This is a genomic window from Methylobacterium sp. Leaf108, assembly GCF_001423265.1.
GTDB lineage: Bacteria > Pseudomonadota > Alphaproteobacteria > Rhizobiales > Beijerinckiaceae > Methylobacterium.
Window position 1 is genome coordinate 1 of sequence record NZ_LMND01000030.1, and the last position, 23,837, is coordinate 23,837.

Genomic DNA, 23,837 nt, shown 5'->3' on the forward strand with positions numbered 1-23,837 from the left:
ACGCACCAGCGCCCATGGTACTGTGTCTCAAGACACGGGAGAGTCGGTCGCCGCCAGACCTGCACAGAACAAAACACGCCCTCATACAAAACGATCACGCCTTTGGCGCGGGGTGGAGCAGCCCGGTAGCTCGTCAGGCTCATAACCTGAAGGTCACAGGTTCAAATCCTGTCCCCGCAACCAAAATCATTACCCCATACACACACCGAACCATACGAAAGCCGGCCCGCCAAAAACGGGCCGGCTTTCGTGTGNACAGGTTCAAATCCTGTCCCCGCAACCAAAATCATTACCCCATACACACACCGAACCATACGAAAGCCGGCCCGCCAAAAACGGGCCGGCTTTCGTGTGGGGAAATAAAACGCCGGGATGAAGCCGTTGCGTCGATGCATTCGCTCGGCGCCCTGTCGGTTGACCGACACGACAGGAGGTGGGGCAAGGTCCTCCCTCACGATCCCTTTTCCCGATCTCCACAAGCCAATTCCTCGATCCATCGCTTGAGGCACCGAGCGGGCATTGTCAGCTTGAGTATGTTCTTGTTTTGTTCCATCTCTGGAGCATGAGCAGAGCACAGCGGCCCCTCGGGAATGGCATGGACGAGCCGGCTACCGACCGGACGACCGCGATTTCGACTTTACGCGATCTCCTCCAGGCGCGGGCGAAGCCTGAGGGCGGACGCACGACCTTACCCGTGGGCATCGATGCGATCGATGCTCGCATGCCGCTCGAAGGTCTTGCCCTGGGCGCACTCCACGAGATCGCTCCAGAGTCCACGACCGACGGCCCGGCCGCGCTCGGCTTTGCCCTGGCGCTCGTCGCCCGTCATCTTGCGCGAGGGGCGGGCGAGGCGATGCTCGTCCTCGGGCGCGGATATCCGGCCCCCTACGGCGATGGCCTTTCAGATCTCGGGCTCGATCCGGGGCGGCTGCTGCTGATCGAGGTCGAGAACGACACCGACGCCTATCGCGCCATGGAGGAGAGCCTGAGCGCCCGCGGACTACGCGCCGTGGCCGGCCTCATCGAAACCGGTCTGCCGCTGATCCAGAGCCGGCGCCTGCACCTGGCCGCGGGCCGGTCGGATAGGCTGCTCCTGGTCCTGCGCCCGGCCGGGGCCGAATCCGCCAATGTCGCGGTCACGCGCTGGCGGATCGGGGCGGCGCCGGCCTTGCGCGACCGCTTCGGCGGCCTCGCGCGCCCCCGCTGGCGCGCCTCTCTCGACCGCTGCCGCAACGGACGGACGGGTTTCTGGCTCCTGGAGTGGGATCATGCCGCGCATCGTTTCGATCTGGCTGGAGCACTGGCCGATCACGCGGCTGAGACGCGCGGCACGCGGCTCACGTGACGACTTGGAGGACGGAGCGCCGGTCGTCGTCGCGGCCGCCGGTCCCGGCGGCCTGCGCCTGACCGCCGTCGATGCCCTCGCGGCCTCCCTCGACCTCTGGCCGGGCGGGCCCCTGGCGCGTGCCCGTGCCCGCATCGGCCCGCGCATCGTCGTCCATCCGTCCGATCCGGAGGCCGACGCCGCGGCCCTGGCGCGTCTATGCTTATGGGCGAAGCGATACACCCCCACCGTCTCGCCCTTCCGCGCTTCCGAGGGCGGTGATGGCCTGTTCCTCGACATCGCGGGCGCGAGCCATCTCATGGGCGGCGAAACCCGCCTGATGGCCGATCTCGCACGGCGTCTGGCGGCCAATGCCCTGCCGGCCCGACTGGCATTGGCCGACACCCCGGGCGCCGCCTTCGCCCTGGCACGCCACGGCGGCGGATTCTCGCCTTGCATCGTCACCCCGGGAGTGACCCAGGCGGCGATCGGCCATCTGCCGGTGCGGGCGCTTCGCGTCGATCCGGCCATGGCCGAGAGCCTGCACCGCCTGGGGCTGCGCCGAATCGGGCAGCTCATGGAAGCGCCGCGTGCTCCCCTCGCCAAGCGATTCGGCAAAACGCTGCTGATGCGTCTCGATCAGGCGCTCGGCCTGCGGCCGGAGCCCCTGATCGCGCTCGGCGACGTTTCGGCCTTCTCGGCCTCACGCGGCTTCCTCGATCCGATCGGGCGCCAGAGCGACATCGTCGTCACCGCCTCGCGGCTGATCGAAGACCTGGCGCCCCGGCTCGCGGCGGCCGATCTCGGCGCGCGGGCCCTGCGGCTGATTCTGACCCGCGTCGACGGTCTCGACCGCAGTCTCGACCTCGCCCTGTCCGAGCCCACCCGTTGCCCCGCTGCGGTCGCCCGCCTCCTCGACCTGCGGCTCGACCGGCTCGGGGCGGGCCTCGACGCCGGCTTCGGCTTCGAGACCGTGCGGCTCGAGGTGACCGAAACCGGAACGATGAGGCCGGTCCAGGTCGCATTGCGGGACGCGGACCGCGCCGCCGTCCCACGCGTCGGTGGCCACCTCGCCGATGCCCTGCACCAGCGCCTCGGGCGCCGGCCGCTGCGACTCGAGCCGCGCCGCAGCCACATCCCCGAGCGTGCCCAGCGCACCGTCCCCTGGCAAGCGGAGAAGGCCGTGCTGACATGGGCCGACGAGGCCAAGGCCCTCGACGAGACGATCGCGATGCGGCCGCGCCGCCCCCTGGTGCTCCTGCGCCGGAGCGAGCCGGTCCAGGACGTACTCGCCTCGGAGCGCGACGGAGCCCCCTGTCGCTTCCACTGGCGCGCGCGCCTTCACGTCGTCACGCATGCGGAAGGGCCGGAGCGCATCGCCGCGGAATGGTGGAGCGAGGCCGCGGTGGCACGCGACTACTACCTCGTCGAGGACGAGGCCGGCCGCAGGCTGTGGCTCTACCGTGAAGGCGCGCACGAGCCGCCGGCACCCGCGCGCTGGTTCGTCCACGGGCTGTTCGCGTGAGGGGTTCCACGGACGGCGGTGCTCGGGTCCACCGGAGCATTGCAGGCGAGCAGGCGTCCGGTCGTGACGAGGGAGCCCTGGGTCGCCTGCCGGCGTCCTACGCCGAACTGGCGGCGGCCACCAACTTCTCGTTCCTCCACGGCGCTTCGCATCCTCAGGAGATGGTCGCCCGGGCGGCACAACTCGGGATCGCCGCCATCGGCATCGCCGACCGCAACACGCTGGCGGGTGTGGTCCGCGCCCATGCCGAGGCGCTGCGGCTGGCGCGCGAAGGCAGCCCGATCCGCTTCATCCCCGGCGTCCGCCTCGTGACGGAATGCGGTTTTGCGGTCGTCGCCTATCCGATGGACCGCGCAGCCTATGGTCGGCTCTGCCGCCTGCTCACCGACGGCAACCGCCGCTGCGTGAAGGGAGACTGCCGCTTCGGGCTCGACGGACTGCTGGCGGCGGCCGAGGGCCAGATCCTCATCGCGATGCCGGCGGCGGCGCGGGGGCCTTCGGACGGGTTCGTCGCAAACCTGCGCGAACTGGCGGCCGCCGCCCCGGGGCGCACCTACCTCGCCGGCAGTCACCGACTCCGCGGCGACGAGCGGCGCCGGCTCGGGCTGCTGGCGGAGCTCGGCCAGCGGTTCGGCGCGCCCCTCGTGGCGGTCTCAGACGCGCTCTACCACGTGCCCGAGCGAAGGCCCCTGCAGGACGTCGTCACCTGCATCCGCGAGGGCGTGACCCTGGCGGAGGCGGGCTTCCGGCTGGAGGTCAACGGCGAGCGCCATCTCAAGGGCCCGCAGGAGATGGCGCGCCTGTTCGCGGATCACCCGGAGGCCATCGCCCGGACCGTCGAGATCGCCCAAGCCTGCGATTTCTCGCTGGCGGAGCTGCGCTACGAATATCCCGACGAACCGGTGCCGCCGGGCAAGACCGCGCAGCGCCACCTCGCCGACCGGGTCTGGGAGCGTGCGAGGGGGTGGCGCTACCCCGACGGGGTGCCCGATACGGTGGCGGCGACCATCGCCGACGAGCTCGCGCTGATCGAGAAGATGGATTACGCGCGCTACTTCCTCACCCTCGACGATGTCGTGCGTTTCGCCGAGAGCCGCGGCATCCTCTGCCAGGGCCGCGGCTCGGCGGCCAATTCCGCCGTCTGCTTCTGCCTCGGCATCACCGCTGTCGACCCCACCAAAATCAGGCTGCTGTTCGCCCGCTTCATCTCGGAGAACCGCGGCGAGCCGCCCGACATCGACGTGGATTTCGAGCATGAGCGCCGTGAGGAGGTGATCCAGTACCTCTACGGCCGCTATGGCCGCCACCGCGCCGCGATCTGCGCCACGGTGATCCACTACCGGCCGCGCAGCGCCATCCACGAGGTCGGCAAGGTCCTGGGCCTCACGCCCGACGTCACCGGGCTGATGGCCGGCACGGTCTGGGGTTCGTGGGGCGACGGCTTGCCCGATCCGCATATCGCCCAGGCCGGGCTCGATCCGAACAACCCGGCGATCCGCCAGGCCGTGGACCTCGCCGTGGCGCTGATCGGGTTTCCGCGCCACCTGTCCCAGCATGTGGGCGGGTTCGTGCTCACCCGCGGACGCCTCGACGAGACCGTGCCGATCGGCAACGGCGCCATGCCGGATCGCACCTTCATCGAATGGGACAAGGACGACATCGACGTCCTCGGCCTCATGAAGGTCGACGTGCTGGCGCTCGGGATGCTGAGCTGCATCCGGCGCGGGCTCGATCTCCTGCGCGAGAACTACGGGCGCGATTATCCCACCATCGCCGACATCCCCCAGGATTCCCACGCGCCCGCCGACGGCAAGGGCGCCGCCCCTGTCTATGCGATGCTCGCGAAGGCCGATTCCGTCGGCGTGTTCCAGGTCGAGAGCCGGGCGCAGATGTCCATGCTGCCGCGTCTGAAGCCGAAGGAGTTCTACGACCTCGTCGTACAGGTGGCGATCGTGCGCCCCGGCCCGATCCAGGGCGACATGGTCCACCCCTACCTGCGGCGGCGCTCGGGGCAGGAGCCGGTGGTCTATCCCTCGCCCTCGCCCGAGCACGGGCCGGCGGACGAATTGAAGGAGGTGCTCAGCAAGACCTTCGGCGTGCCCCTGTTCCAGGAGCACGCCATGCAGATCGCCATCACGGCGGCCGGCTTCACGCCCGCCGAGGCCGACGGCCTGCGCCGGGCCATGGCCACGTTCAAGCATGTGGGCACCATCAAGGGGTTCCGCGACAAGTTCGTGGGCGGAATGACCCGGCGCGGCTATCCCCTCGATTTCGCCGAGCGCTGCTTCAACCAGATCCAGGGGTTCTCCACCTACGGCTTTCCCGAGAGTCACGCGGCCAGCTTCGCGCTCCTCGTCTACGCCTCGGCCTGGCTCAAATGCCATTATCCGGACGTCTTCCTGGCCGCGATCCTGAACGCGCAGCCGATGGGCTTCTACCGGCCGGCGCAGCTGGTGCGGGACGCGCGGGCGCACGGCGTCGAGGTGCGCGGGCCGGACGTGAACGCCAGCGACTGGGACTGCACCCTGGAGCCGTCCTCCGACACGAGGCCGGACGGCGAACGGCGTTTTGCCGTACGCATCGGCCTGCGCCAGGTGAGCGGAGTGCCCGAGGCCGCCATGCGCCGGCTGGTGGCCCTGCGCGGCAACGGCTACGCCAGTATCGAAGGACTCCAGGCGGCCCTGGCGCTGCCGCGCAACGCCCTGGAGCGCCTGGCCGAGGCCGACGCCTTCCGCTCCCTCGATCTCGATCGCCGCGCGGCCCTGTGGGCGGCCCGCGCCCTCGACGGGGCCTCGGGCCGACGGGCGGCCGCACAGGCGGCACCGCCCGACCGGCGGGCGCATCGGTTGGAGGCGCCGCTGCCGCTGTTCGCCTTCCATGCCGACGACGGCCTGTTCCGGGGCGAGCCTGCGACCGACCTGCCGGGCATGGCCCCCTCGGAGCATGTGGCCGAGGACTACGTCTCCACCGGGCTCTCGCTGAAGGGCCACCCGGTCGCGTTCTTCCGCGAACGCCTGGCCCGGATCGGCGCGATCCCGGCCTCGGCCCACCACGACCCGGCGCTGACGCAAGGTGCCCGCGTCACCGTCGCCGGCCTCGTCCTCACCCGCCAGCGCCCCGGCACCGCCAGGGGCGTGGTGTTCCTGACCCTCGAGGACGAGACCGGCATCGCCAACGTCATCGTCTGGCGCGAGGTGTTCGAGGCGAACCGGCGCATCGCGATGAGCGCGCAGTTTTTGGCGGTGCGTGGCCGCATCCAGCGGGCCGGCGCCGTGGTCCATCTCCTCGCGGAAAAATTCCGCGATCTGACGCCCGAGCTGCGTTCGCTGCGCGAGGGCGGCCTCAAGCTCCCGCCGGAAACCACGGATGTCTCGGCACCGCCCGACCGGCGGATCTACCGCAGCCGGGATTTCCATTGAGGCGGCGCGCCTCCCCGCGCAGGAAGGCCGCTCGCTTGCTTCGCACTGAGGATGTCGACGTCGCTCGGAACTCGGCTCGCACGACTGACTGCGGACCGCGCGTCAACGCCGACCTGCGCGAGAGGCCCCCAAGGCAATGCCGATCTCGCTCAGCGCATACTCCAACCTCGGGCACCTCCGGGTAACCGTCCTGGTGACGATGCCGTCCTTCTCCAGCTCCTCGCGCTGCCGGATCGCCATCTTCCGGTCCACGCCCTCGACGCGCCGCTCCGGTGCGGAAAACCGCAACGGCACATTTCGACATGTGAGGGGCGCCCCCATGGCAGGGACGCCCCTTTTTATTCCAAGTTCATGAGGTGCGGAACTTTGGGGGCTGAAGGCGGGTCCTTGGTTCCGCTCTCGTCCTACAGGTGTGCCAGAACCGCCAGCAGCAGCAGGGCGATGATGTTGGTGATCTTGATCGCCGGGTTCACGGCGGGGCCCGCCGTGTCCTTGTAGGGGTCGCCGACGGTGTCGCCGGTCACGGCGGCCTTGTGGGCCTCCGAGCCCTTGCCGCCGTGGTGGCCGTCCTCGATGTACTTCTTGGCGTTGTCCCAGGCGCCGCCTCCCGACGTCATCGAGATGGCGACGTAGAGCCCGGTGATGATGACGCCCATCAGCATCGCGCCCACCGTGGCGAAGGCCTGGGACTTGCCCGCGATGGCCTGGATCACGAAGAACAGGACGATGGGCGACAGCACCGGCAGCAGGGACGGCAGGATCATCTCCTTGATCGCCGCCTTGGTGAGCATGTCCACGGCCCGGCCGTAGTCGGGCCGGTCGGTGCCCGCCATGATGCCGGGCTTTTCGCGGAACTGGCGACGGACCTCCTCCACCACCGCACCCGCGGCACGTCCCACCGCGGTCATCGCCATGCCGCCGAACAGGAACGGGATGAGGCCGCCGAGCAGCAGGCCGACCACCACGTAGGGGTTCATCAGGGTGAAATCGACGCTGACGCCCTGGAAGAACCGGTACTGCGTCGGGCTGGCGTTGGCGATGAAGTAGTTGAGGTCGCTGGTGTAGGCGGCGAACAGCACCAGGGCGCCGAGGCCCGCCGAGCCGATGGCGTAGCCCTTGGTCACCGCCTTGGTGGTGTTGCCGACGGCGTCCAGCGCATCGGTGGACTTGCGCACCTCCGGGGGCAGGCCGGCCATCTCGGCGATGCCGCCGGCGTTGTCGGTGACCGGACCGAAGGCGTCGAGCGCCACGATGAAGCCGGCCAGCGCCAGCATCGCGGTTACCGCGATGGCGATGCCGAACAGGCCCGCCAGGGAGTAGGTCGCGATGATGCCGGCCACGATGACGATGGCCGGCAGCGCCGTCGATTCCAGCGAGATCGCCAGGCCCTGGATCACGTTGGTGCCGTGGCCGGTGACCGACGCGTCGGCGATGGACTTCACCGGCCGGAAGTTCGTGCCGGTGTAGTACTCGGTGATGACCACGATCAGCGCCGTGATCACCAGGCCGATGACGGCGCAGCCCAAGAGGCCGCCGGAGGTGAAGCTGACACCGGCGTTGGTGGTGAAGGTCGTCGAGAAGCTGCCGAACAGGGCGAGGTTGACGAGCGCGATCGCCACGATCGAGAGGGCGCCGGCGGTGACGAGGCCCTTGTAGAGGGCGCCCATGATCGATTGGTTGGCCCCGAGCCGGACGGCGTAGGTGCCGGCGATGGAGGTGAGGATGCAGGCCGAGCCGATGGCGAGCGGATAGAGCAGCATCGTCTCGAGGACGTTGCGGCCGGCGACATCGGTCTGGCCGGCGAAGAAGATCGCGGCCAGCACCATGGTGGCGACCACGGTCACCGCGTAGGTCTCGAACAGGTCGGCGGCCATGCCGGCACAATCGCCGACGTTGTCGCCGACGTTGTCGGCGATGGTGGCGGGGTTGCGCGGATCGTCCTCGGGAATCCCCGCCTCGACCTTGCCGACGAGGTCGCCGCCGACATCGGCACCCTTTGTGAAGATGCCGCCGCCGAGCCGCGCGAAGATCGAGATCAGCGAGGCGCCGAAGCCTAAGGCCACCAGGGCGTCGATGACCTCGCGGCTGCCCGGCGGCAGGCCGGCGATGCGGGTGAGATAGCCGTAGTAGAGCGCCACCCCGAGGAGCGCGAGGCCGGCCACGAACATGCCGGTGACGGCGCCGGACTTGAAGGCGACGTCGAGGCCTGCGCCCAGCGAAGTCGATGCGGCCTGCGCGGTGCGGACGTTGGCGCGCACCGAGACGTTCATGCCGATGAAGCCGGCCGCCCCCGACAGCACCGCGCCGATCAGGAAGCCGATGGCGACCTTGATGCCGAGGAACCAGGCCAGCGCCACGAACAGCACGGCCCCGACGATGGCGATGGTGGCGTACTGGCGGCGCAGATAGGCCTGTGCCCCCTCGGCGATGGCGCCGGCGATCTCCTGCATGCGGTGGGTGCCGGCGTCGCGCTTCATCAGCGCGTTGATCGTGAGGATGCCGTAGGCGACGGCGCACAGCCCGCCTCCGATGATCAGCAGCAATGCGGTCATTCTACCGTCCTTGGTGGCTGTTCCGACGATCCCCGCGCGCGGCCCGGCGCGACGGGTGAGGACCGACGGCCAACGGTGCTTCGGCCCATCGCCCGCAACGGGATGGGTGGCGTCGCGACACAAAGCAACAGTGTCCGTGGCCGTTCTAGCGCTCGGATTTCGCATTCCTCCCCGGAATTGCGCGTCTTGAGTGCCAAACTTCCGGCCTCAGCGCAAACGATGACTGCAATCGCCAACAACGGATATTTGTGCGCTGCCGTGGTTCATGCCGTGACGCACCATCGCCGCGCCGCCGAGGCCGGTCGGGACGGGCTCAGAACGACGCCCTGATGCCCCCGAAGACGCTGCGGCCGCTGCCGGGATAGAAGGCCGCCAGGCCGGCCGCGCCACCCGGCGCCGTCCGGGCGTTGGTCACCACCGAGACGTCGGAGACATAGCGCTCGTCCGTGAGGTTGCGCGCGTCGAGGAACAGCGAGACGCCGCTCTTGAAGTCGATTCCGGTCTGGACGTTGAACAGGGCATAGCCCGGCACCTGCAGGGTGTTGGCGTGGTCGGCGAACGCGCCTTGCGGCACCCAGTCGATGGACGGCGAGAGATAGAACCCGCTCGGATGGGTGTAGGTGAGCACCGTGCGCAGGACGTCCCGAGGGATGCCGGCGATGCGGTTGTCGCCGAACAGCGGGTCGTTCACGAAGCGGAAGTCGTTGTGCGTCCAGACCTGCGACACGCTCAGGGTGTCGCGGATGCCGGTGAGGTCGCGCGCGAGGTCGAGGGAGACCGCCGCCTCCACGCCCTGGTGCAGGGTGCGGGGCGCGTTGAAGGTCGCCGCCGGGATATTGAGGCCCGGGTTGATCGAGAAGTTGATGAGTTCGTCGCGGATCTCCGACCGGTACAGCGTCACGTCCCAGGCGAGCCGGTCGATGCGCCCGCGGGTTCCGGCCTCGACGGTCCAGGCGCGCTGCGCCTCCAGCGGCACGAAGGTGGTGCGCAGGGTGTTCGTCTGGGCGAGATCCGAGAAGTCCGGCACGTCGCGCGACCGGGTGATGTCGCCGAACACCTGGATGTCGGGCAGGGGCTGCCAGAGGAGTCCGATCTTGGGGTTGATGCCCTCGTAGGTGCGGTTGCCGAACTGGACGTTCGGGTTGGCGGAAAAACCGCCCTTGTTGCTGTAGGTCCGGTTGGACGAGAACGCCTTGGCCCCGGTCATCAGCGCCACGTCGGGCAGGAACCAGAACCGGTTCTCGCCATAGGCCTCGTAGTTCGAGGCGCTCTGGAGGGCGCTCAGGGTCTGGCCGTTGCGCTGGCCGGCCCTGTTGGCGAATTGCAGCGCCGAGTTGATGCCGGCCGAGGCGCGAAGCCCGAGGATGGTGTCGTTGCGGTAGCCGCCGACGTCGAAGGTCCCGGCCCAGCGCGGTGCGACGCCGTAGGTCCAGCCGTCCTGGTCGATCACCTGGAAGATGGGGTGATAGAGCGACTTGTGGATCGCCCAGGTGTCGATATCGAGCTTGCCCACGTCGAGGACGAACGAGGTCCGGTTGGCGATCCGCTCGGTCTCGACTTTTCGCGATTGGTTGCCGGTGATCGCGTTGGGGTTGGCCAGTGTCGGGTTGTTCAGGGCGTTGAACAGGGACAGCGTGCCGGGCAACTTCTGGTCGGTGAGATAGACGCCGACGTAGAACCGCGTCTCGACGCCGGGGGCCAGGCGGTAGCCGAGGTTGGCGTTGAAGTTCTGCGTGCGCTGGGTCTCGTGGTCGCGGTAGCCGTCGGAATTGGTGAGCGTGCCGTTGATCAGGAAATCCGCAGGCCCGGAAATGCGCGAAAACTGGAAATTCTCGCGGATGGTGCCGAAGCTGCCGCCGTCGATCCGCAGGATGTTGGGGCTGAGCGCCGTGTAGGCGGTGGGGGTGACGAAATTGATGGCGCCGCCGAGCGTCGTGGCACCGAAGGTCAGGGCATTGCCGCCCTTGTAGACCTCCACCGAGCGCAGACCGAGCGGATCGATCTGGTAGAAGTCGCCGCTGCCGTCGGCGAGGTTGAGCGGGATGCCGTCCTGCAGCAGTTCGAGCCCGCGCAGGTGGAAGCCGCGCGCGATGCCGGAGCCGCGCACCGACAGGCGCATCTCCTGGCCGTAGCGCTCCTGCACGAACACGCCGGGGGTATCCTTGAGGACGTCGCGCAGGGTGTTGGCGTAGCGGTTCTGGAAATCCGCCGCATCGACGAAGGCGACGGAGCCGACGGTGGCGTTCACCGCCGCCCGTTGCTCGGCGACGCTCGGGATCGTGACGGAGCCGGCCGTCACCGCCCCTTGCACCGTGAGTTCGGACAGGGTGGCATCCGCCTGCTGGGCGAGAGCGGCCGTGGTGGACAACAGGACGAGCGCCAGGGCGCCGCCGCGGGTGGTGGGCGAGGACATCGGACAGGGCTCCGGGCAGGCCACCTCGCGATTCGCGACGGACGTCGCGAAGGGGCTGGCCTCCCATCGAATGGAACGGGAAAAAGGGCCGGATGCCGCCGGATCGCCTGACGCGGAACCGGCGGTCAGGCGTCAGTGATCGTGATGGCCGGAGGGCTTGGACCACGTCGCCTTGCCGTCCGGTCCCTTGCCGTCCGGCCCTTTGGCGCCGATCGGGGCCACCGCGAAGGTCACCGCCACCGTTCCGGCGCGGGCGAAGATCAGGCTGCCTGCGATCGCCTCGCCGGCCTTGGGCGTGCCCTTCAAGTCCTCGAACATGAGGTGGTAGCCGCCCGGCTTGAGCTCGACCGTGGCGCCGGGGGCGATCGTGAGGCCGCCCTCGACCACCGCCATCCGCATGACGCCGCCGTCCATCGACATGGAATGGACCGAGGCGCTGCCGGCCAGAGGGATCGCCGCCCCGGTCAGCCGATCCGACTCCTTGCCGGTGTTGGTGATGCGGACGTAGCCGCCGGCCACCTTCGCTCCGGCGGGGGTCGCCCGCATCCACGGCGTCTCGATGGCGAGGTCGCCGGCCTTGACGACGGCCGGCGTCGCCCCGGTGGTCGCGGGCTGGGGTCCCGCCGCCACGATCGTCACGCCGGGAGCCGGCGCCTTCAGCGACCGTGCCTCCTGGCCGGGAGCCGGGATCTCGCTCCAGCTGTGGCTGCCCTGCGTGCAATCCTGCTGCACCGGGAAATACACGGTGCTGCCGGGCGCGAAGGTGTCGGTCACCCGGGCGAGGAAGGTGAACTCGTCGACCTGGTCGTCGGGCAAGCTGCCGCCGCTCCAGGTGATGGTCTTCACGCCCTCGCCGACGTCGCCGTGGTAGTATGGGTATGCCCGGGCGTAGGGGCCCTTCTCGGTCGTCAGCTCCCAGCCGGGCTTGGGCATCGGCCGGGCGCCGATGACGCCCTCGGGAACGGTGACGCTGACGCGATTGGTCGGCTTGCCGGAACAGCCGTGGTTGACCTGGACCACGGCGCGATAGCTCGCGTTCGGGGTCGCCTCGCGGCGCTCCAGGGTGACGTGGGCGAAGGCGGCGGTGGTCGAGGCGGTGACGAGGAGGGCGGCGTAGAGCTCGGCCCGGGGAATCCGGTGCATGGCGGCGGTCCTGCTATCTGAGGGGATCGAAGACGGACGATCGGCTCAGACGGTGGGAGGGCCTCGGGCGGAGACGGTCGATCCCGGCGGCGCGCGGGCTGCGGCGGGGGTCTCGGGGCGCGGGACGACCGGCGAGGCCGTACGCGGCGGCCAGGCCGGCATTGCCATGGCGGGGAGGGGGCCGCCGGCATCGGTGGCGGCGAAGGCGGCGATGCAGCAGGACGCCGCGTGGTGGGCCGGAACCTTGACCGGCCCCTCGCCATCGCCGGCCGCAGCCACACCCTCGGCGCAGAGGACGCCGGTATGGTCGATCATGCTCAAGGGCAGCATGCCGCCGAGCATGCCCTGCATCACGAACGCGTAGAGCACGATCACCGCGGTGATCGGGCGCCAGACGCTCCGTTTGACGATCGAGGGGACCATGGAACGCCCCTTACGACACGTCGCGTCGCCTCGCCAGGGCCGCGCATCGACGAACTCCGGATGTTGCCGATGCGCCGCAGGTGCGCGGATGCACGCACGGGGCGTGGCCCGCGCCACATTGTGGCCCGGTCGCCATGGCTTCTTAACCGTGCCGGGACAGTGTCCCGGCACGACAGTTTCGCGGCACGACATCCGAAAGTCCCGATCGCGCTCGGCGCGGCGGCCTTCCGGTCGAACGCCCCACCACCGGATCCAAGAGCTGAGCCCGATGCGCAAACAGGCCCTTCCCCTCCGCTCCCTCGCCGTCGCGCTGCTCGGCACCGCCGCCCTCGGGCAGGCGGCCGTTGCACGTGAACCGGCCGGCTTTTCCCAGGCCGAATGGGCCCAGGACTACGCCGCCCCGGCCGGGCTCCAGGTCCAGCGGTCGCTGACCCCGATCCTGTCGCCCCAGACCATCGCCTCCACCGAGCAGATGGTGGAGAAATACCGGGAGATCGTCGCCCGCGGCGGATGGCGGCCGGTGACCGGCGCCGACCGCCTGCGCATCGGATCGCGCGGCCCGGCCGTGGGTACGCTTCGCCAGCGCCTCGCGGTGAGCGGAGACCTCGACCAGGGCCAGGGCGGCTCGAACACCTACGATTCCTACGTCGCGGCCGGCGTGAAGCGGTTCCAGGCGCGCCACGGCCTCAGCCAGACCGGTGCCATGAGCATGGCGACCCAGCAGGCCATGAACGTCCCCGCGGACATCCGCCTGCGCCAGCTCGAGGTGAACGTGGTGCGGCTGCGCTCCTACTCGGGCAACCTCGGCAACCGCTTCGTCATCACCAACATCCCGGCCGCCCTGGTGCAGACGGTCGAGAACGGCCAGGTCGTGACGCTCCATGCCGCCGGTGTCGGCAAGATCGACAGGCAGTCGCCGATCATGAACGCCAAGGCGGTGGAGATCAATTTCAACCCGACCTGGACGGTCCCCGCTTCAATCGTGAAGAAGGACCTCATCCCCAAGATGCAGAAGGATCCGAACTACCTTACCGAGAACAAGATCCGCATCTTCACCGGAGAGACCGAGATCTCGCCGGCCTCGGTGAACTGGAACTCGGACGAGGGCACCCGCTATCGCTACCGCCAGGATTCGGGCGCCGACTTCAACTCGATGGGCATCGTGCGCATCAACATCCCGAACCCGCACGGGGTGTTCATGCACGACACCAACTCCAAGGGCGTGTACGGCGACGACTTCCGCTTCATCTCCTCGGGCTGCGTGCGCGTGCAGAACGTGCGCGAGTACATCACGTGGCTGCTCAAGGACACGCCCGGCTGGGGCCGCGACCAGGTCGAGCAGGCCATCGAGAGCGGCAAGCGCATCGACGCCCGGATGACGCAGCCGGTGCCGGTCTACTGGACCTACATCACCGCCTGGTCGACCCCGGACGGCCTGGTTCAGTTCCGCGACGACATCTACAAGCGCGACGGCGTCAACGTGCCCTCGACGCTGTCCGCCCCGACCCCGGTGGCGAGCGCCGAACAGGTTCAGACCTTCGAGCCGGGCGACGAAGAGAACTGAACGGCCGGCCCTGACGTCAGGACCGATGATCGACGGCGAGCGCACCAGCGCTCGCCGTTTTCGCGTCCGGCGGGTCTTCTTCGCGTGCGGCGATGCCTTGCGCAGCTCCGATCGAGCGGCTGCGCTCAAACCTGCCGCCCCGCGAGCATGTCACGGATGTCGGTCTCGGTCTTCCGAGCGTATGCAATGGCGCGTTCGGCATCGACCCGCTCGCCATCCTCACCGTTCCAGAAGACCCCGCCGGTCGCGTGAGCATAGACCGCGCCTGCGATCGCGACCCCGGCGATATTGGCGATCCCCACGTAATAGATTTCCAGGATCTGGGACCAAGGACCGCCGGGCTGGGCTTCGTCGCAATCGTCCAGGAAGTCCTCGACCGCACCGGCGTCACCAAGCTCGCACTCGAAGCCCGCCTCATGCCCTTCCCAGACCGCTGGCAGATGGCCGGATAGGGCGTCGATCCGTTGGTCCGCCTCGACTGTGAGGGTAAGCTTGAAACCGAGCGCATCGATCGCGGCTTGCCACGCGCCGATCGTTTCGAGGGAATGCGCGCTGAGAACGAATGCTGACAGGGACATGTGCTTTGCCTTCGTATGTGCTGCCTCGGCAACGAGAGCCGCGACAACGAACCTCTGCGACATCGAAGCGAGGCCAGACGCGAGCTGGCCTTGCCTGGACGCACAACCAAGAGATGTGTTCGTGATTTGTTCGAGCTCTGTCAAGGAGACTTTAAGAGGCAGATCAGAGGAATGCGCGAGGCACACCCGCATAGGAGGCCGGGGAACGAAGGCGGACATTCAAATTTTTTTGGAACGTCACGCCAAATTAGCTGAGCTTGGCCTCATCCCGCTGCCCGTGTAATAAAATGTCCATCGTGTGTCCGACCGCCCGAACGCCAGCGGAAGACGGACGCCTTCGCCCGTTCAAAAAATCGAGGCTATCCATGAGCGCCGGTACGATTTCCGACAAGCACTTCTCGAACTCGTTCTTCAGCGCGTCGCTCGCCGACGTCGATCCGGAGATCGCCAGCGCCGTCTCGCAGGAACTCGGACGGCAGCAGCACGAGATCGAGCTGATCGCCTCCGAGAACATCGTCTCGCGCGCCGTTCTCGAAGCGCAGGGTTCGGTCCTCACCAACAAGTACGCCGAGGGTTACCCTGGCCGTCGCTACTACGGCGGCTGTCAGTTCGTCGACATCGCCGAAGATCTGGCCATCGACCGCGCCAAGCGCCTGTTCGATTGCGGCTTCGCCAACGTCCAGCCGAACTCCGGTTCGCAGGCCAACCAGGGTGTGTTCCTGGCGCTGATGCAGCCGGGCGACACCTTCCTCGGCCTCGATCTCGCCGCCGGCGGTCACCTCACCCACGGCGCGGCCCCGAACGTGTCGGGCAAGTGGTTCAAGCCGGTGCATTACACCGTGCGCCGCGACGACCAGCGCATCGACATGGAGCAGGTCGAGGCGCTGGCTCACGAGCACAAGCCCAAGATCATCATCGCCGGCGGCTCGGGCTACCCCCGCCAGTGGGACTTCGCCAAGTTCCGTGAGATCGCCGATGCGGTCGGCGCCTACTTCATGGTCGACATGGCCCACTTCGCCGGCCTCGTCGCCGCCGGCGTGCACCCGTCGCCGTTCCCGCACGCGCATGTCGCCACCACCACCACCCACAAGACCCTGCGCGGCCCGCGCGGCGGCATGATCCTGACCAACGACGAGGCGCTCGCCAAGAAGTTCAACTCGGCGATCTTCCCCGGCCTCCAGGGCGGCCCGCTCATGCACGTCATCGCCGGCAAGGCCGTCGCCTTCGGCGAGGCCCTGAAGCCCGAGTTCAAGATCTACGCCCGTCAGGTCATCGAGAACGCCAGGGCGCTCGCCGACACCCTGATGACCGGCGGCTACGACATCACCTCGGGCGGTACCGACAACCACCTGATGCTGGTGGACCTGCAGAAGAAGGGCCTCACCGGCAAGGCGGCGGAAGCCGCGCTGAGCCGCGCCCACATCACCTGCAACAAGAACGGCGTTCCGTTCGATCCGGCCAAGCCCACGGTGACCTCGGGCATCCGCCTCGGCACCCCTGCCGGCACCTCGCGCGGCTTCGGCGTCGCCGAGTTCAAGCAGATCGGCAGCCTCATCATCGAGGTGCTCGACGGTCTCGTGGCCAAGGGCGAGGGCGGCGACGCCGAGGTCGAGGCGAGCGTGAAGGCCAAGGTCCACGCGCTCACCGACCGGTTCCCGATCTACGGCTGACCCGCCCTACCATCGGCGGAGGGTTGCCACGGGCGCAGGTGTGCCCGTGGAAGCCCTTAACCCGCGGGCCGCGACCCGCTATGCCATCGGCCACGGACCTCCTCGGGTCCGTGGCCGTTTCCCGTTCGACGGGACGGCCCGCCCCGCCGACCGCGATCCCTCCCGTCCGCCGGGTTCGGTCCGGCCAAGACAGGTCCAACCGCGCGATGCGATGCCCCTATTGCGGCGGTCCCGACACCCAGGTGAAGGATTCGCGGCCCAGCGACGACGCCGCCGCGATCCGGCGCCGGCGCGTCTGCCCCGATTGCGCCGGCCGCTTCACGACGTTCGAGCGGGTGCAGCTGCGCGAGCTGATGGTGCTCAAGCGCTCGGGCAAGCGGGTGCCGTTCGACCGCGACAAGCTGCAACGCTCCATCGGCGTCGCCCTGCGCAAGCGGGCGGTGGACCCTGAGCGGGTCGAGCGGCTGGTGAGCGGCATCACCCGCCAGCTCGAGAGCGGCGGGGAGGGCGAGATCGCCAGCGAGGCCATCGGCGAGCTGGTGATGGAGGGGCTGAAGGGCCTCGACGACGTCGCCTACGTGCGCTTCGCATCCGTCTACAAGAACTTTCGCGAAGCCAGCGACTTCAAGGCTTTGCTCGGCACCCTCGGCACCGGTGCCGCCGAGGCTTCGGACGAGGACGCCGCCCCGGCCACGACCGGGCGACCCGCGCGGGCGCGCCCATGACGGAGACCGCCGGCGACGCCGACCGCCGCTTCATGCGCCTCGCCCTGGCCCTGGGCGAGCGCAACCTCGGCCGGACATGGCCCAACCCCTCCGTCGGTGCGGTGGTGGTGGCTGGTCCCCCCGGGGCCGAGCGCATCGTCGGGCAGGGTGTCACCGCGCCCGGCGGGCGTCCGCACGGGGAACCGCTCGCCGTGGCCATGGCCGGCGAGGCCGCGCGCGGCGCCACCCTCTACGTGACGCTGGAGCCGTGCTCCCACCACGGCCGCACCCCGCCCTGCACCGATTCGATCCTGAGCGCCGGGATCGCCCGCGTCGTGACGGCGATGGAGGATCCCGACCCCCGGGTGGCCGGAAGCGGGCACGCCCGGCTGGCGGCCGCCGGCGTCGCCCTGACCATGGGCGTCCTGCGCGAGGAGGCGATGCGCGCCCACCTGGGGCATGTCAGCCGCATCACCCTCGGGCGTCCCTGCGTCCACCTGAAGCTCGCCGCCACCAGCGACGGGTTCGCGGCGGGCGGTCCGGACGGTCGGCTGCGGATCACCGGCCCCGTCGCCAACGGCGCGGTCCACCTCTGGCGGGCCCATGCCGACGCGATCATGGTCGGCATCGGAACCGTGCGGGCCGACGATCCGTCCCTCACCGTGCGCCTGCCGGGCCTGTCGGGGCGCTCGCCAGTGCGGGTGGTGCTCGATTCGACCCTGCGCATCCTGCCCTCGACCCATCTGGTGCGCAGCGCCCGCGATATCCCGACCCTGGTCCTCACCACCCGCGGCGCCCCGGCGCACGCCCGCCGGATGCTGGCTGCCACGGGGGTCGAAATCCTGTCCGTGGATGCCGACGCCACCGGCCGGATCGATCTGCCGGCCGCGCTGGCGTGCCTTTCGGACTATGGATTGTCCCGCATCTGCAGCGAGGGTGGGCCGCACCTGGCCGATGCCCTGGCCGAGGCCGATCTCGTCGACGTCTGCACCCTCGTCACCGGCGAAGGCCGGCTCGGGGAGGGCGGCGGCCTCAAGGCGATCGGCCCCCATCTCGAAGGCCGCCTGTCGAGCGGCCAGTTGCGCCAGGTCGAGGCCCGCGATCTCGGGGCCGACAGGGCGGTCACCTATGAGCGGAGCGTGCCATGTTCACCGGTCTCGTGAGCGATGTCGGAACCGTCGTCGCCGTCTCCGGCGACGACCGGCTCAGGCGGCTGACGATCCAATCCGCCTACGATCCGGCCACCATCGCCCTCGGGGCTTCCATCGCCTGCTCCGGTCCCTGCCTCACGGCGGTCGCGGTCGAGCCGGTGGCGGGCGGCTGCCGCTTCAGCGTGGACGCGGCCGCCGAGACCCTGGCGCGTACCAGCGTCGGGGCCTGGCGGGTCGGAACGCGCATCAACCTCGAACGCTCGCTGAAGATCGGCGACGAGCTCGGCGGCCACCTCGTCACCGGCCATGTCGACGGCCTCGGGCTGATCGTGGCGCGCGAGGCGGTCACGGGCGGAAGCGGCGATCCGCAATGGGCACCCAGCGACCGTTTCAGGATCAAGGCGCCGGCCGCGCTGGCGCGGTTCATCGCCGAGAAGGGCTCGATCTGCCTCGACGGGACGTCGCTCACGGTGAACGCGGTCGAGGACGACGTCTTCTCGGTCCTCTTGATCCCGCACACCCTGGCGGTGACGACCTGGGGCGAGCGCCGGGCCGGCGACCACCTCAACCTCGAGGTCGACCTCATCGCCCGTTACGCCGCCCGCCTGAGCGAGAGCCGGGCATAGACCGGCGCATCGTGAGGGCAGGGCGCGCCGACGCGTCCCGCACAGTGCGAAGGCTGAGGATCGACCACACCCGCGCGTGGTGAGCGCCGCCTTGTCACTCGACCGCTCGGGGCAAGGCCGCGCCCTCGACACCTCGGCGCGACCGATGAGCTTTAACGCTCGCCGGCTTTTTCAGATTTTGCATTTTGTATATGATTGTTCTGTCGAGCGCTGGTCATGATTTTATCAATATATCTCTTCATAGATCCTTAATGCGACGCTATTAACCGTGTCGAGGCGCCGCTCGACTCACGAGACGGATGTGCAGCCAAGGCAACGGGCTGCGAACTCAGCCTCTCTCGTCGAGATACGCTTATGAAACTCGGTATCCGTTCGCGCCTCTATGGAGGTATTTCTGCGCTTGTCATTCTTGCAGGCGCGATGGGAGGCTTCGCCTATAGCCAGCTCGACGATCTCGACGCGACGTTCGCGACACGGGCCCGGATCGAGCGGGCCGCGCGCGAACTCTATACGGTCAACGGACTCACCGACCGGCTCATGGCCCAGAGCGCTCAGTTTCGCACGACCCCGACCCCGGAACGGGCCGCAGGCATGACCGCCACCCTGGCTTCGATCAAGGAGACCGGGGACGGTCTGGCGGAGAGGGCTCTCAGTGAGGAGCGTCGGGCTGCCTATGCCGCCATCCGCGACGAGACGGTGAGCCTCATCGGCAATCTGCCCAAGCTGATCGAGTTCGGGACCCAGATTCGTGAAAACAAGGCCAAGCTGTTCACGGCCGGCGACAACCTCACCAAGGCCACCAATGCCCTCGTGACCGAGTTCCGCGCGACCGGGGATGCCGATGGCGTCGCGGCGGCGGCGGAGGTGGAAAGCGCCGTACTCCTGGTCCGGGTCAGCGCCTGGCGGTTCCTGGCCACGAACGATGCCAAGGGCCCGGCGACCTTCGCGACGAATTTCGAAAAGGCGAAGCTGACGATCCAGAAGCTGCGTGCCCTCTACGCTGCGACGCCACAGATCCGGGTGGTGAAGACGATCGAAGAGGCGCTGGCCGGCTATGGCGCGAACTTCGGCGCGACTTCGGCAGCGGTCGTCTCGACCGAGGAGTTCTACGACAAGACGCTGACGCCGCAGGTGGATACGATCAATGCGACCGGGCTCGCGGTGCGCACCAAACTCGAAGCGACGCTCAAGGATCTCGTCGAGAAGAGCAACGCCACGATGTCGACGGCCAAGACCGTCCAGCTCGGCCTGATCGGCCTGATCCTGGCGCTGGGTGTCGGTCTGGCCTTCGCGATCGCGCGCAGCATCATCCTGCCGATCTCGGGGATGACGGCCGCGATGCGCCGGCTGGCCTCGGGCGAGACGGCGGTCGATGTTCCCTCGCAGGACGCCGTGGACGAGATGGGCGACATGGCCAAGGCCGTGGACGTGTTCCGTCGCAACGCCATTGCGCGGATCGAACTGGAGGCCGAGCAGGTCGCCCAGCAGTCGGCCCGCCAGCGCCGGGCCGACCGTGTCGACCAGCTCGTACGCAGCTTCGAGGGGCGGATCGCCGGCTCGCTGGAGATCGTGACGTCGGCCGCCACCGAACTCGACGCCACCGCCCGTTCGATGACGGGCGTCGCCGACAGCACCAACGGCCAGGCCATGGCCTCCAGTGCCGCCGCCGAGGAGACGTCGGCCAACGTGCAGACGGTGGCGTCGGCGGCCGAGGAGATGGTGGCCTCGCTCCAGGAGATCGAGCGTCAGGTGCAGCGCTCCAACGAGGTCGCCGGCCATGCCGCGCAGGAGGCCGAGGCGACCACGGGGGCGATGACCGACCTGGCCGCCGCAGCCGAGAAGATCGGCGAGGCCGTCACCATGATCTCCAGCATCGCCGGCCAGACCAACCTCTTGGCGCTCAACGCCACCATCGAGGCCGCGCGCGCCGGGGAGGCGGGCCGGGGTTTCGCCGTGGTCGCCTCCGAGGTCAAGGAGCTCGCTGGGCAGACGGCACGGGCGACCCAGGAGATCTCGAGCCAGATCGCCGCGATCCAGGCCGCCTCGGGTCTTGCCCTCACGGCGATCCAGCAGATCGGCCGCACCATCGTCACCGTCAACACGATCACCGGTACGATCGCCTCCACGGTGGTGGAACAGACCGCGGCCACCAACGAGATCTCGCGCAACGCCTCCGAGGCGGCGCGCGGCACTCAGGACGTCTCCATGAACGTCGCCCGCGTCCTCGCCTCCTCGAGCGAGACCGGCAGTGCGGCCCAGCAGGTGCTCATGGCCGCGGCCGAACTCGCGACGCAGTCGCTCACCGTCAAGGAGGAGGTCGACGGCTTCCTCGCCGACATCCGCGCGGCCTGAGAGCGGCAGACGCAAAGAAGGTGGACGGCGGCCTCCCGGAAACGGGCGGTCGCCGCTCGCGTCCGGGCAGGCCGATCGCTCAGGGGACCCGGAATGACGCCGGCCGGCCGATTGCACCGGTCCCGCGCTTGTGAGCCGCCGGCCTTCGGTCTAGTGCTGCGGCGTCCCGATCCCTCGCAAGAAGGAGTCCGACGAGCCGTCGAGGCTCATCGGGCAGGCCGCGGACGAGACCTCGGGGGTCGTGTGCGCGACGGGCTCGTTCGCGCCGAACCCGGGGCGGTGGAACGCCCCCGGGACCAACATCAGCGACGAGGCCGGCATGGTATCTGCGACCCAGACATTCAAAAGCGACCCTGGCCTCGCGGAAGCTCTGAAAGGCGCGCGCGTCCTCGTGGTGGAAGCACGCTATTACGATGGGCTCGCCGACGAGCTCCTGGCGGGCGCGCAGGCGGCGATCGACCGGGTCGGGGCCGAGGCGGTGGTGGTGACGGTGCCTGGCGCCCTCGAGATCCCCGCCGCCATCGCCATCCTGATCGAAGCGGCGGCACGCGCCGGCCAGCCCTACGATGCGGCGGTGGCGCTCGGCTGCGTCATCCGCGGCGAGACCGGCCATTACGACATCGTGGCCGGGGAAAGCGCGCGCGCGCTCATGGACCTGTCGGTGACGCTGCGACTGCCGCTCGGCAACGGCATCCTCACCGTCGAGACGCAGGCCCAGGCCGAGGCCCGCGCCCGCGTCGCCGAGATGAACAAGGGCGGCGGCGCCGCCGAGGCCGCCCTCGCGGTGCTGGCGCTCAAGCGCGCCGCGGCCGCAGCCTCCGTCGGAGAGGACTAGCCCCATGGCCAAGCCCCAGAATACCCGGACAAACGAGCGCAGCGGCGCGCGTCTCTCCGTGGTCCAGGCGCTCTACGAGATGGAGATCTCCGACAAGGGCGTGATCGAGGCCCTGGCCGAGTTCGAAGCCTTCTGGATCGGCCGCGAGGTCGAAGGCATCGATCATCCGCCCGCCGAGATCGCGTTCTTCCGCGATCTCCTGCGCGGCGTCGTCGAGGAGCAGCGTGCCATCGATCCGCAGATCGACCGGGCATTGGCCGCCGGCTGGTCGCTCAAGCGCATCGAGGCGGTGTTGCGGGCCATCCTGCGGGCGGGCACCTACGAGTTGATGTTCCGCCGCGACGTCCCCGCCCGCGCGGCGATCTCGGAATACGTCGACGTCGCCCATAGCTTCTTCGGTGGCGACGAACCCGGCCTCGTCAATGCGGTCCTCGACAAGGTCGCCCGCGACGTGCGCGGCATCGAGTTCGCGGGCCTGCCCGGAAGTGCCACCCTGCCCGGCACCGCCAAGGGCTGAGGGGACGGTGGCGGGGGAGCGGCCGAGCGAGGACGGGCTGATCGCGCGGTATTTCGCGCCTCTGGCCGGATCTGGCGCCGACGGCTTGCGCGACGACGCCGCCACGCTGACGCCCCGCGAGGGGTACGACCTCGTCGTGACCACCGACACGGTGGTGGCGGGCATCCATTACCTTCCCGACGACGCCGGCGCCTCGGTGGCCCGCAAGGCGATGGGCGTCAACCTGTCCGACCTCGCCGCCAAGGGCGCGACCCCGTGCGGGTTCGTCGTCAACCTCGGGCTGCCCGAGGCCTGGACCGAGGCCTGGCTCGCCGATTTCGCCGCCGGGTTGGGCCGGGCCATCGCGCAGTTCGGGTGTCCGCTGCTCGGAGGCGACACGGTGCGTACCACGGGGCCCGCCTTCGTCGGCGTCACGGCCCTGGGCGAGGTTCCGGCCGGGGCCATGGTCCGCCGGATGACGGCCCGGATCGGGGATCGCCTGTGCGTCACCGGCACCATCGGCGATGCGGCACTCGGACTGCCTCTGGCGCGCGGCGAGCGCCCGGCCTGGGCCGCGGGCCTCGACGGCGGCTCGGTCGCCACCCTCGTCGACCGCTACCGGCATCCGCGACCCCGCCTCGCGCTGGCGCCGGCGTTGCGCCGCCATGCGCGGGCGGCCATGGACGTGTCGGACGGTCTGGCCGGCGACCTCGCCAAGATGCTCGTCGGCGAGGGACGCTGCGCGGTCGTCGCCATGGCCGATGTGCCGCTCTCGCCGGCCGCCCGCGCCGCCGTGGTCCGCGATCCCCGTCTGCACGACCTCGCCGTGACGGGGGGGGACGACTACGAGATCCTGTCCGCGGTGCCGCCGGACGCGCTGACGGCGTTTCTGGCCGACGCCAGGGCTGCGGATGTGGCGATGGCCGTCATCGGAACGGTGACGGCCGGGGAGGGGCGGCCGCTCTTCCTCTTTCCAGACGGTAGCCAACGGCGATTCGCGACCGGGTCCTTCAGCCACTTCTGACGACATCCGGCCGCCGCCGGCACGGGCCGATGTGCGCG

Annotated in this window: 18 protein-coding genes and 1 tRNA gene; 13 read left to right on the plus strand and 6 right to left on the minus strand. The window is 69.5% G+C overall.

Annotated elements, in window-relative coordinates:
• Positions 1-106 precede the first annotated feature (106 nt).
• From ASF39_RS12885 to ASF39_RS12900, 4 genes are all read left to right on the plus strand, one after another.
• Positions 107-183, plus strand: a tRNA-Met gene (locus ASF39_RS12885).
• Positions 184-595: 412 nt separating this feature from the next.
• On the plus strand, positions 596-1,345 hold the full coding sequence (locus tag ASF39_RS12890; protein WP_244472403.1) for an ImuA protein: 750 nt from the start codon (positions 596-598) through the stop codon (positions 1,343-1,345).
• Positions 1,269-2,849: a DNA polymerase Y family protein gene (locus tag ASF39_RS12895; RefSeq protein ID WP_056284535.1), complete on the plus strand. Its 1,581-nt coding sequence runs from the start codon at positions 1,269-1,271 to the stop codon at positions 2,847-2,849. The genes ASF39_RS12890 and ASF39_RS12895 overlap by 77 nt, the downstream gene beginning before the upstream one ends.
• A gap of 86 nt (positions 2,850-2,935) precedes the next feature.
• Complete coding sequence (locus ASF39_RS12900) at positions 2,936-6,268, plus strand: error-prone DNA polymerase (protein WP_056285097.1); 3,333 nt, start codon at positions 2,936-2,938, stop codon at positions 6,266-6,268.
• Positions 6,269-6,370: 102 nt separating this feature from the next.
• Here the strand turns inward: ASF39_RS12900 and ASF39_RS12905 are convergent, their stop codons facing one another.
• From ASF39_RS12905 to ASF39_RS22575, 5 genes are all read right to left on the minus strand, one after another.
• Entirely contained in the window at positions 6,371-6,589 is a 219-nt protein-coding gene (locus tag ASF39_RS12905) for a winged helix-turn-helix transcriptional regulator (RefSeq protein WP_082494561.1), read from the minus strand.
• Between the two features lie 83 nt (positions 6,590-6,672).
• Positions 6,673-8,820, minus strand: coding sequence for a sodium-translocating pyrophosphatase (locus ASF39_RS12910; RefSeq protein WP_055884598.1), 2,148 nt, complete (start codon positions 8,818-8,820; stop codon positions 6,673-6,675).
• Positions 8,821-9,133: 313 nt separating this feature from the next.
• Positions 9,134-11,233 (minus strand): TonB-dependent receptor, encoded by a 2,100-nt coding sequence (locus ASF39_RS12915; RefSeq protein WP_056284538.1) that lies wholly within the window; start codon positions 11,231-11,233, stop codon positions 9,134-9,136.
• 132 nt (positions 11,234-11,365) lie between these two features.
• A complete protein-coding gene (locus tag ASF39_RS12920) occupies positions 11,366-12,376 on the minus strand; it encodes a DUF1775 domain-containing protein (RefSeq protein ID WP_056284540.1) in 1,011 nt (336 codons plus the stop codon).
• A gap of 45 nt (positions 12,377-12,421) precedes the next feature.
• A complete protein-coding gene (locus ASF39_RS22575) occupies positions 12,422-12,799 on the minus strand; it encodes a hypothetical protein (protein ID WP_056284543.1) in 378 nt (125 codons plus the stop codon).
• Between the two features lie 268 nt (positions 12,800-13,067).
• Between ASF39_RS22575 and ASF39_RS12930 the strand changes: the two genes are divergently transcribed.
• Positions 13,068-14,363 (plus strand): L,D-transpeptidase family protein, encoded by a 1,296-nt coding sequence (locus ASF39_RS12930; RefSeq protein WP_055884584.1) that lies wholly within the window; start codon positions 13,068-13,070, stop codon positions 14,361-14,363.
• Between the two features lie 125 nt (positions 14,364-14,488).
• On the opposite strand, the gene ASF39_RS12935 is transcribed toward ASF39_RS12930, so the two are convergent.
• Positions 14,489-14,941, minus strand: coding sequence for a hypothetical protein (locus ASF39_RS12935; RefSeq protein WP_056284547.1), 453 nt, complete (start codon positions 14,939-14,941; stop codon positions 14,489-14,491).
• Positions 14,942-15,306: 365 nt separating this feature from the next.
• On the opposite strand from ASF39_RS12935, the gene glyA reads away from it, so the two are divergent.
• The 8 genes from glyA (at position 15,307) to thiL (ending at position 23,799) form a co-directional block, all read left to right on the plus strand.
• Entirely contained in the window at positions 15,307-16,611 is a 1,305-nt protein-coding gene (glyA, locus tag ASF39_RS12940; protein ID WP_055884580.1) for a serine hydroxymethyltransferase, read from the plus strand.
• A 206-nt stretch (positions 16,612-16,817) separates the two neighbouring features.
• Positions 16,818-17,336, plus strand: coding sequence for a transcriptional regulator NrdR (gene nrdR / locus ASF39_RS12945; protein ID WP_055884576.1), 519 nt, complete (start codon positions 16,818-16,820; stop codon positions 17,334-17,336).
• Positions 17,333-18,478 carry a bifunctional diaminohydroxyphosphoribosylaminopyrimidine deaminase/5-amino-6-(5-phosphoribosylamino)uracil reductase RibD gene (gene ribD, locus ASF39_RS12950; RefSeq protein ID WP_055884573.1) on the plus strand — a complete coding sequence of 382 codons (1,146 nt, stop codon included), beginning with the start codon at positions 17,333-17,335 and terminating at the stop codon, positions 18,476-18,478. Before nrdR ends, ribD begins: the two co-directional genes overlap by 4 nt.
• Complete coding sequence (locus tag ASF39_RS12955) at positions 18,460-19,092, plus strand: riboflavin synthase (protein ID WP_055884569.1); 633 nt, start codon at positions 18,460-18,462, stop codon at positions 19,090-19,092. The genes ribD and ASF39_RS12955 overlap by 19 nt, the downstream gene beginning before the upstream one ends.
• Before the next feature lie 420 nt (positions 19,093-19,512).
• Positions 19,513-21,444, plus strand: coding sequence for a HAMP domain-containing methyl-accepting chemotaxis protein (locus ASF39_RS12960; protein WP_082494562.1), 1,932 nt, complete (start codon positions 19,513-19,515; stop codon positions 21,442-21,444).
• A 319-nt stretch (positions 21,445-21,763) separates the two neighbouring features.
• Entirely contained in the window at positions 21,764-22,279 is a 516-nt protein-coding gene (gene ribH / locus ASF39_RS12965; RefSeq protein WP_055884561.1) for a 6,7-dimethyl-8-ribityllumazine synthase, read from the plus strand.
• A 4-nt stretch (positions 22,280-22,283) separates the two neighbouring features.
• The gene (gene nusB, locus ASF39_RS12970; RefSeq protein WP_055884558.1) at positions 22,284-22,796 is read left to right on the plus strand and encodes a transcription antitermination factor NusB; all 513 of its coding nucleotides are present in this window, start codon (positions 22,284-22,286) and stop codon (positions 22,794-22,796) included.
• Between the two features lie 7 nt (positions 22,797-22,803).
• Complete coding sequence (gene thiL / locus ASF39_RS12975; protein WP_056284550.1) at positions 22,804-23,799, plus strand: thiamine-phosphate kinase; 996 nt, start codon at positions 22,804-22,806, stop codon at positions 23,797-23,799.
• The last annotated feature ends 38 nt before the right edge of the window (positions 23,800-23,837 follow it).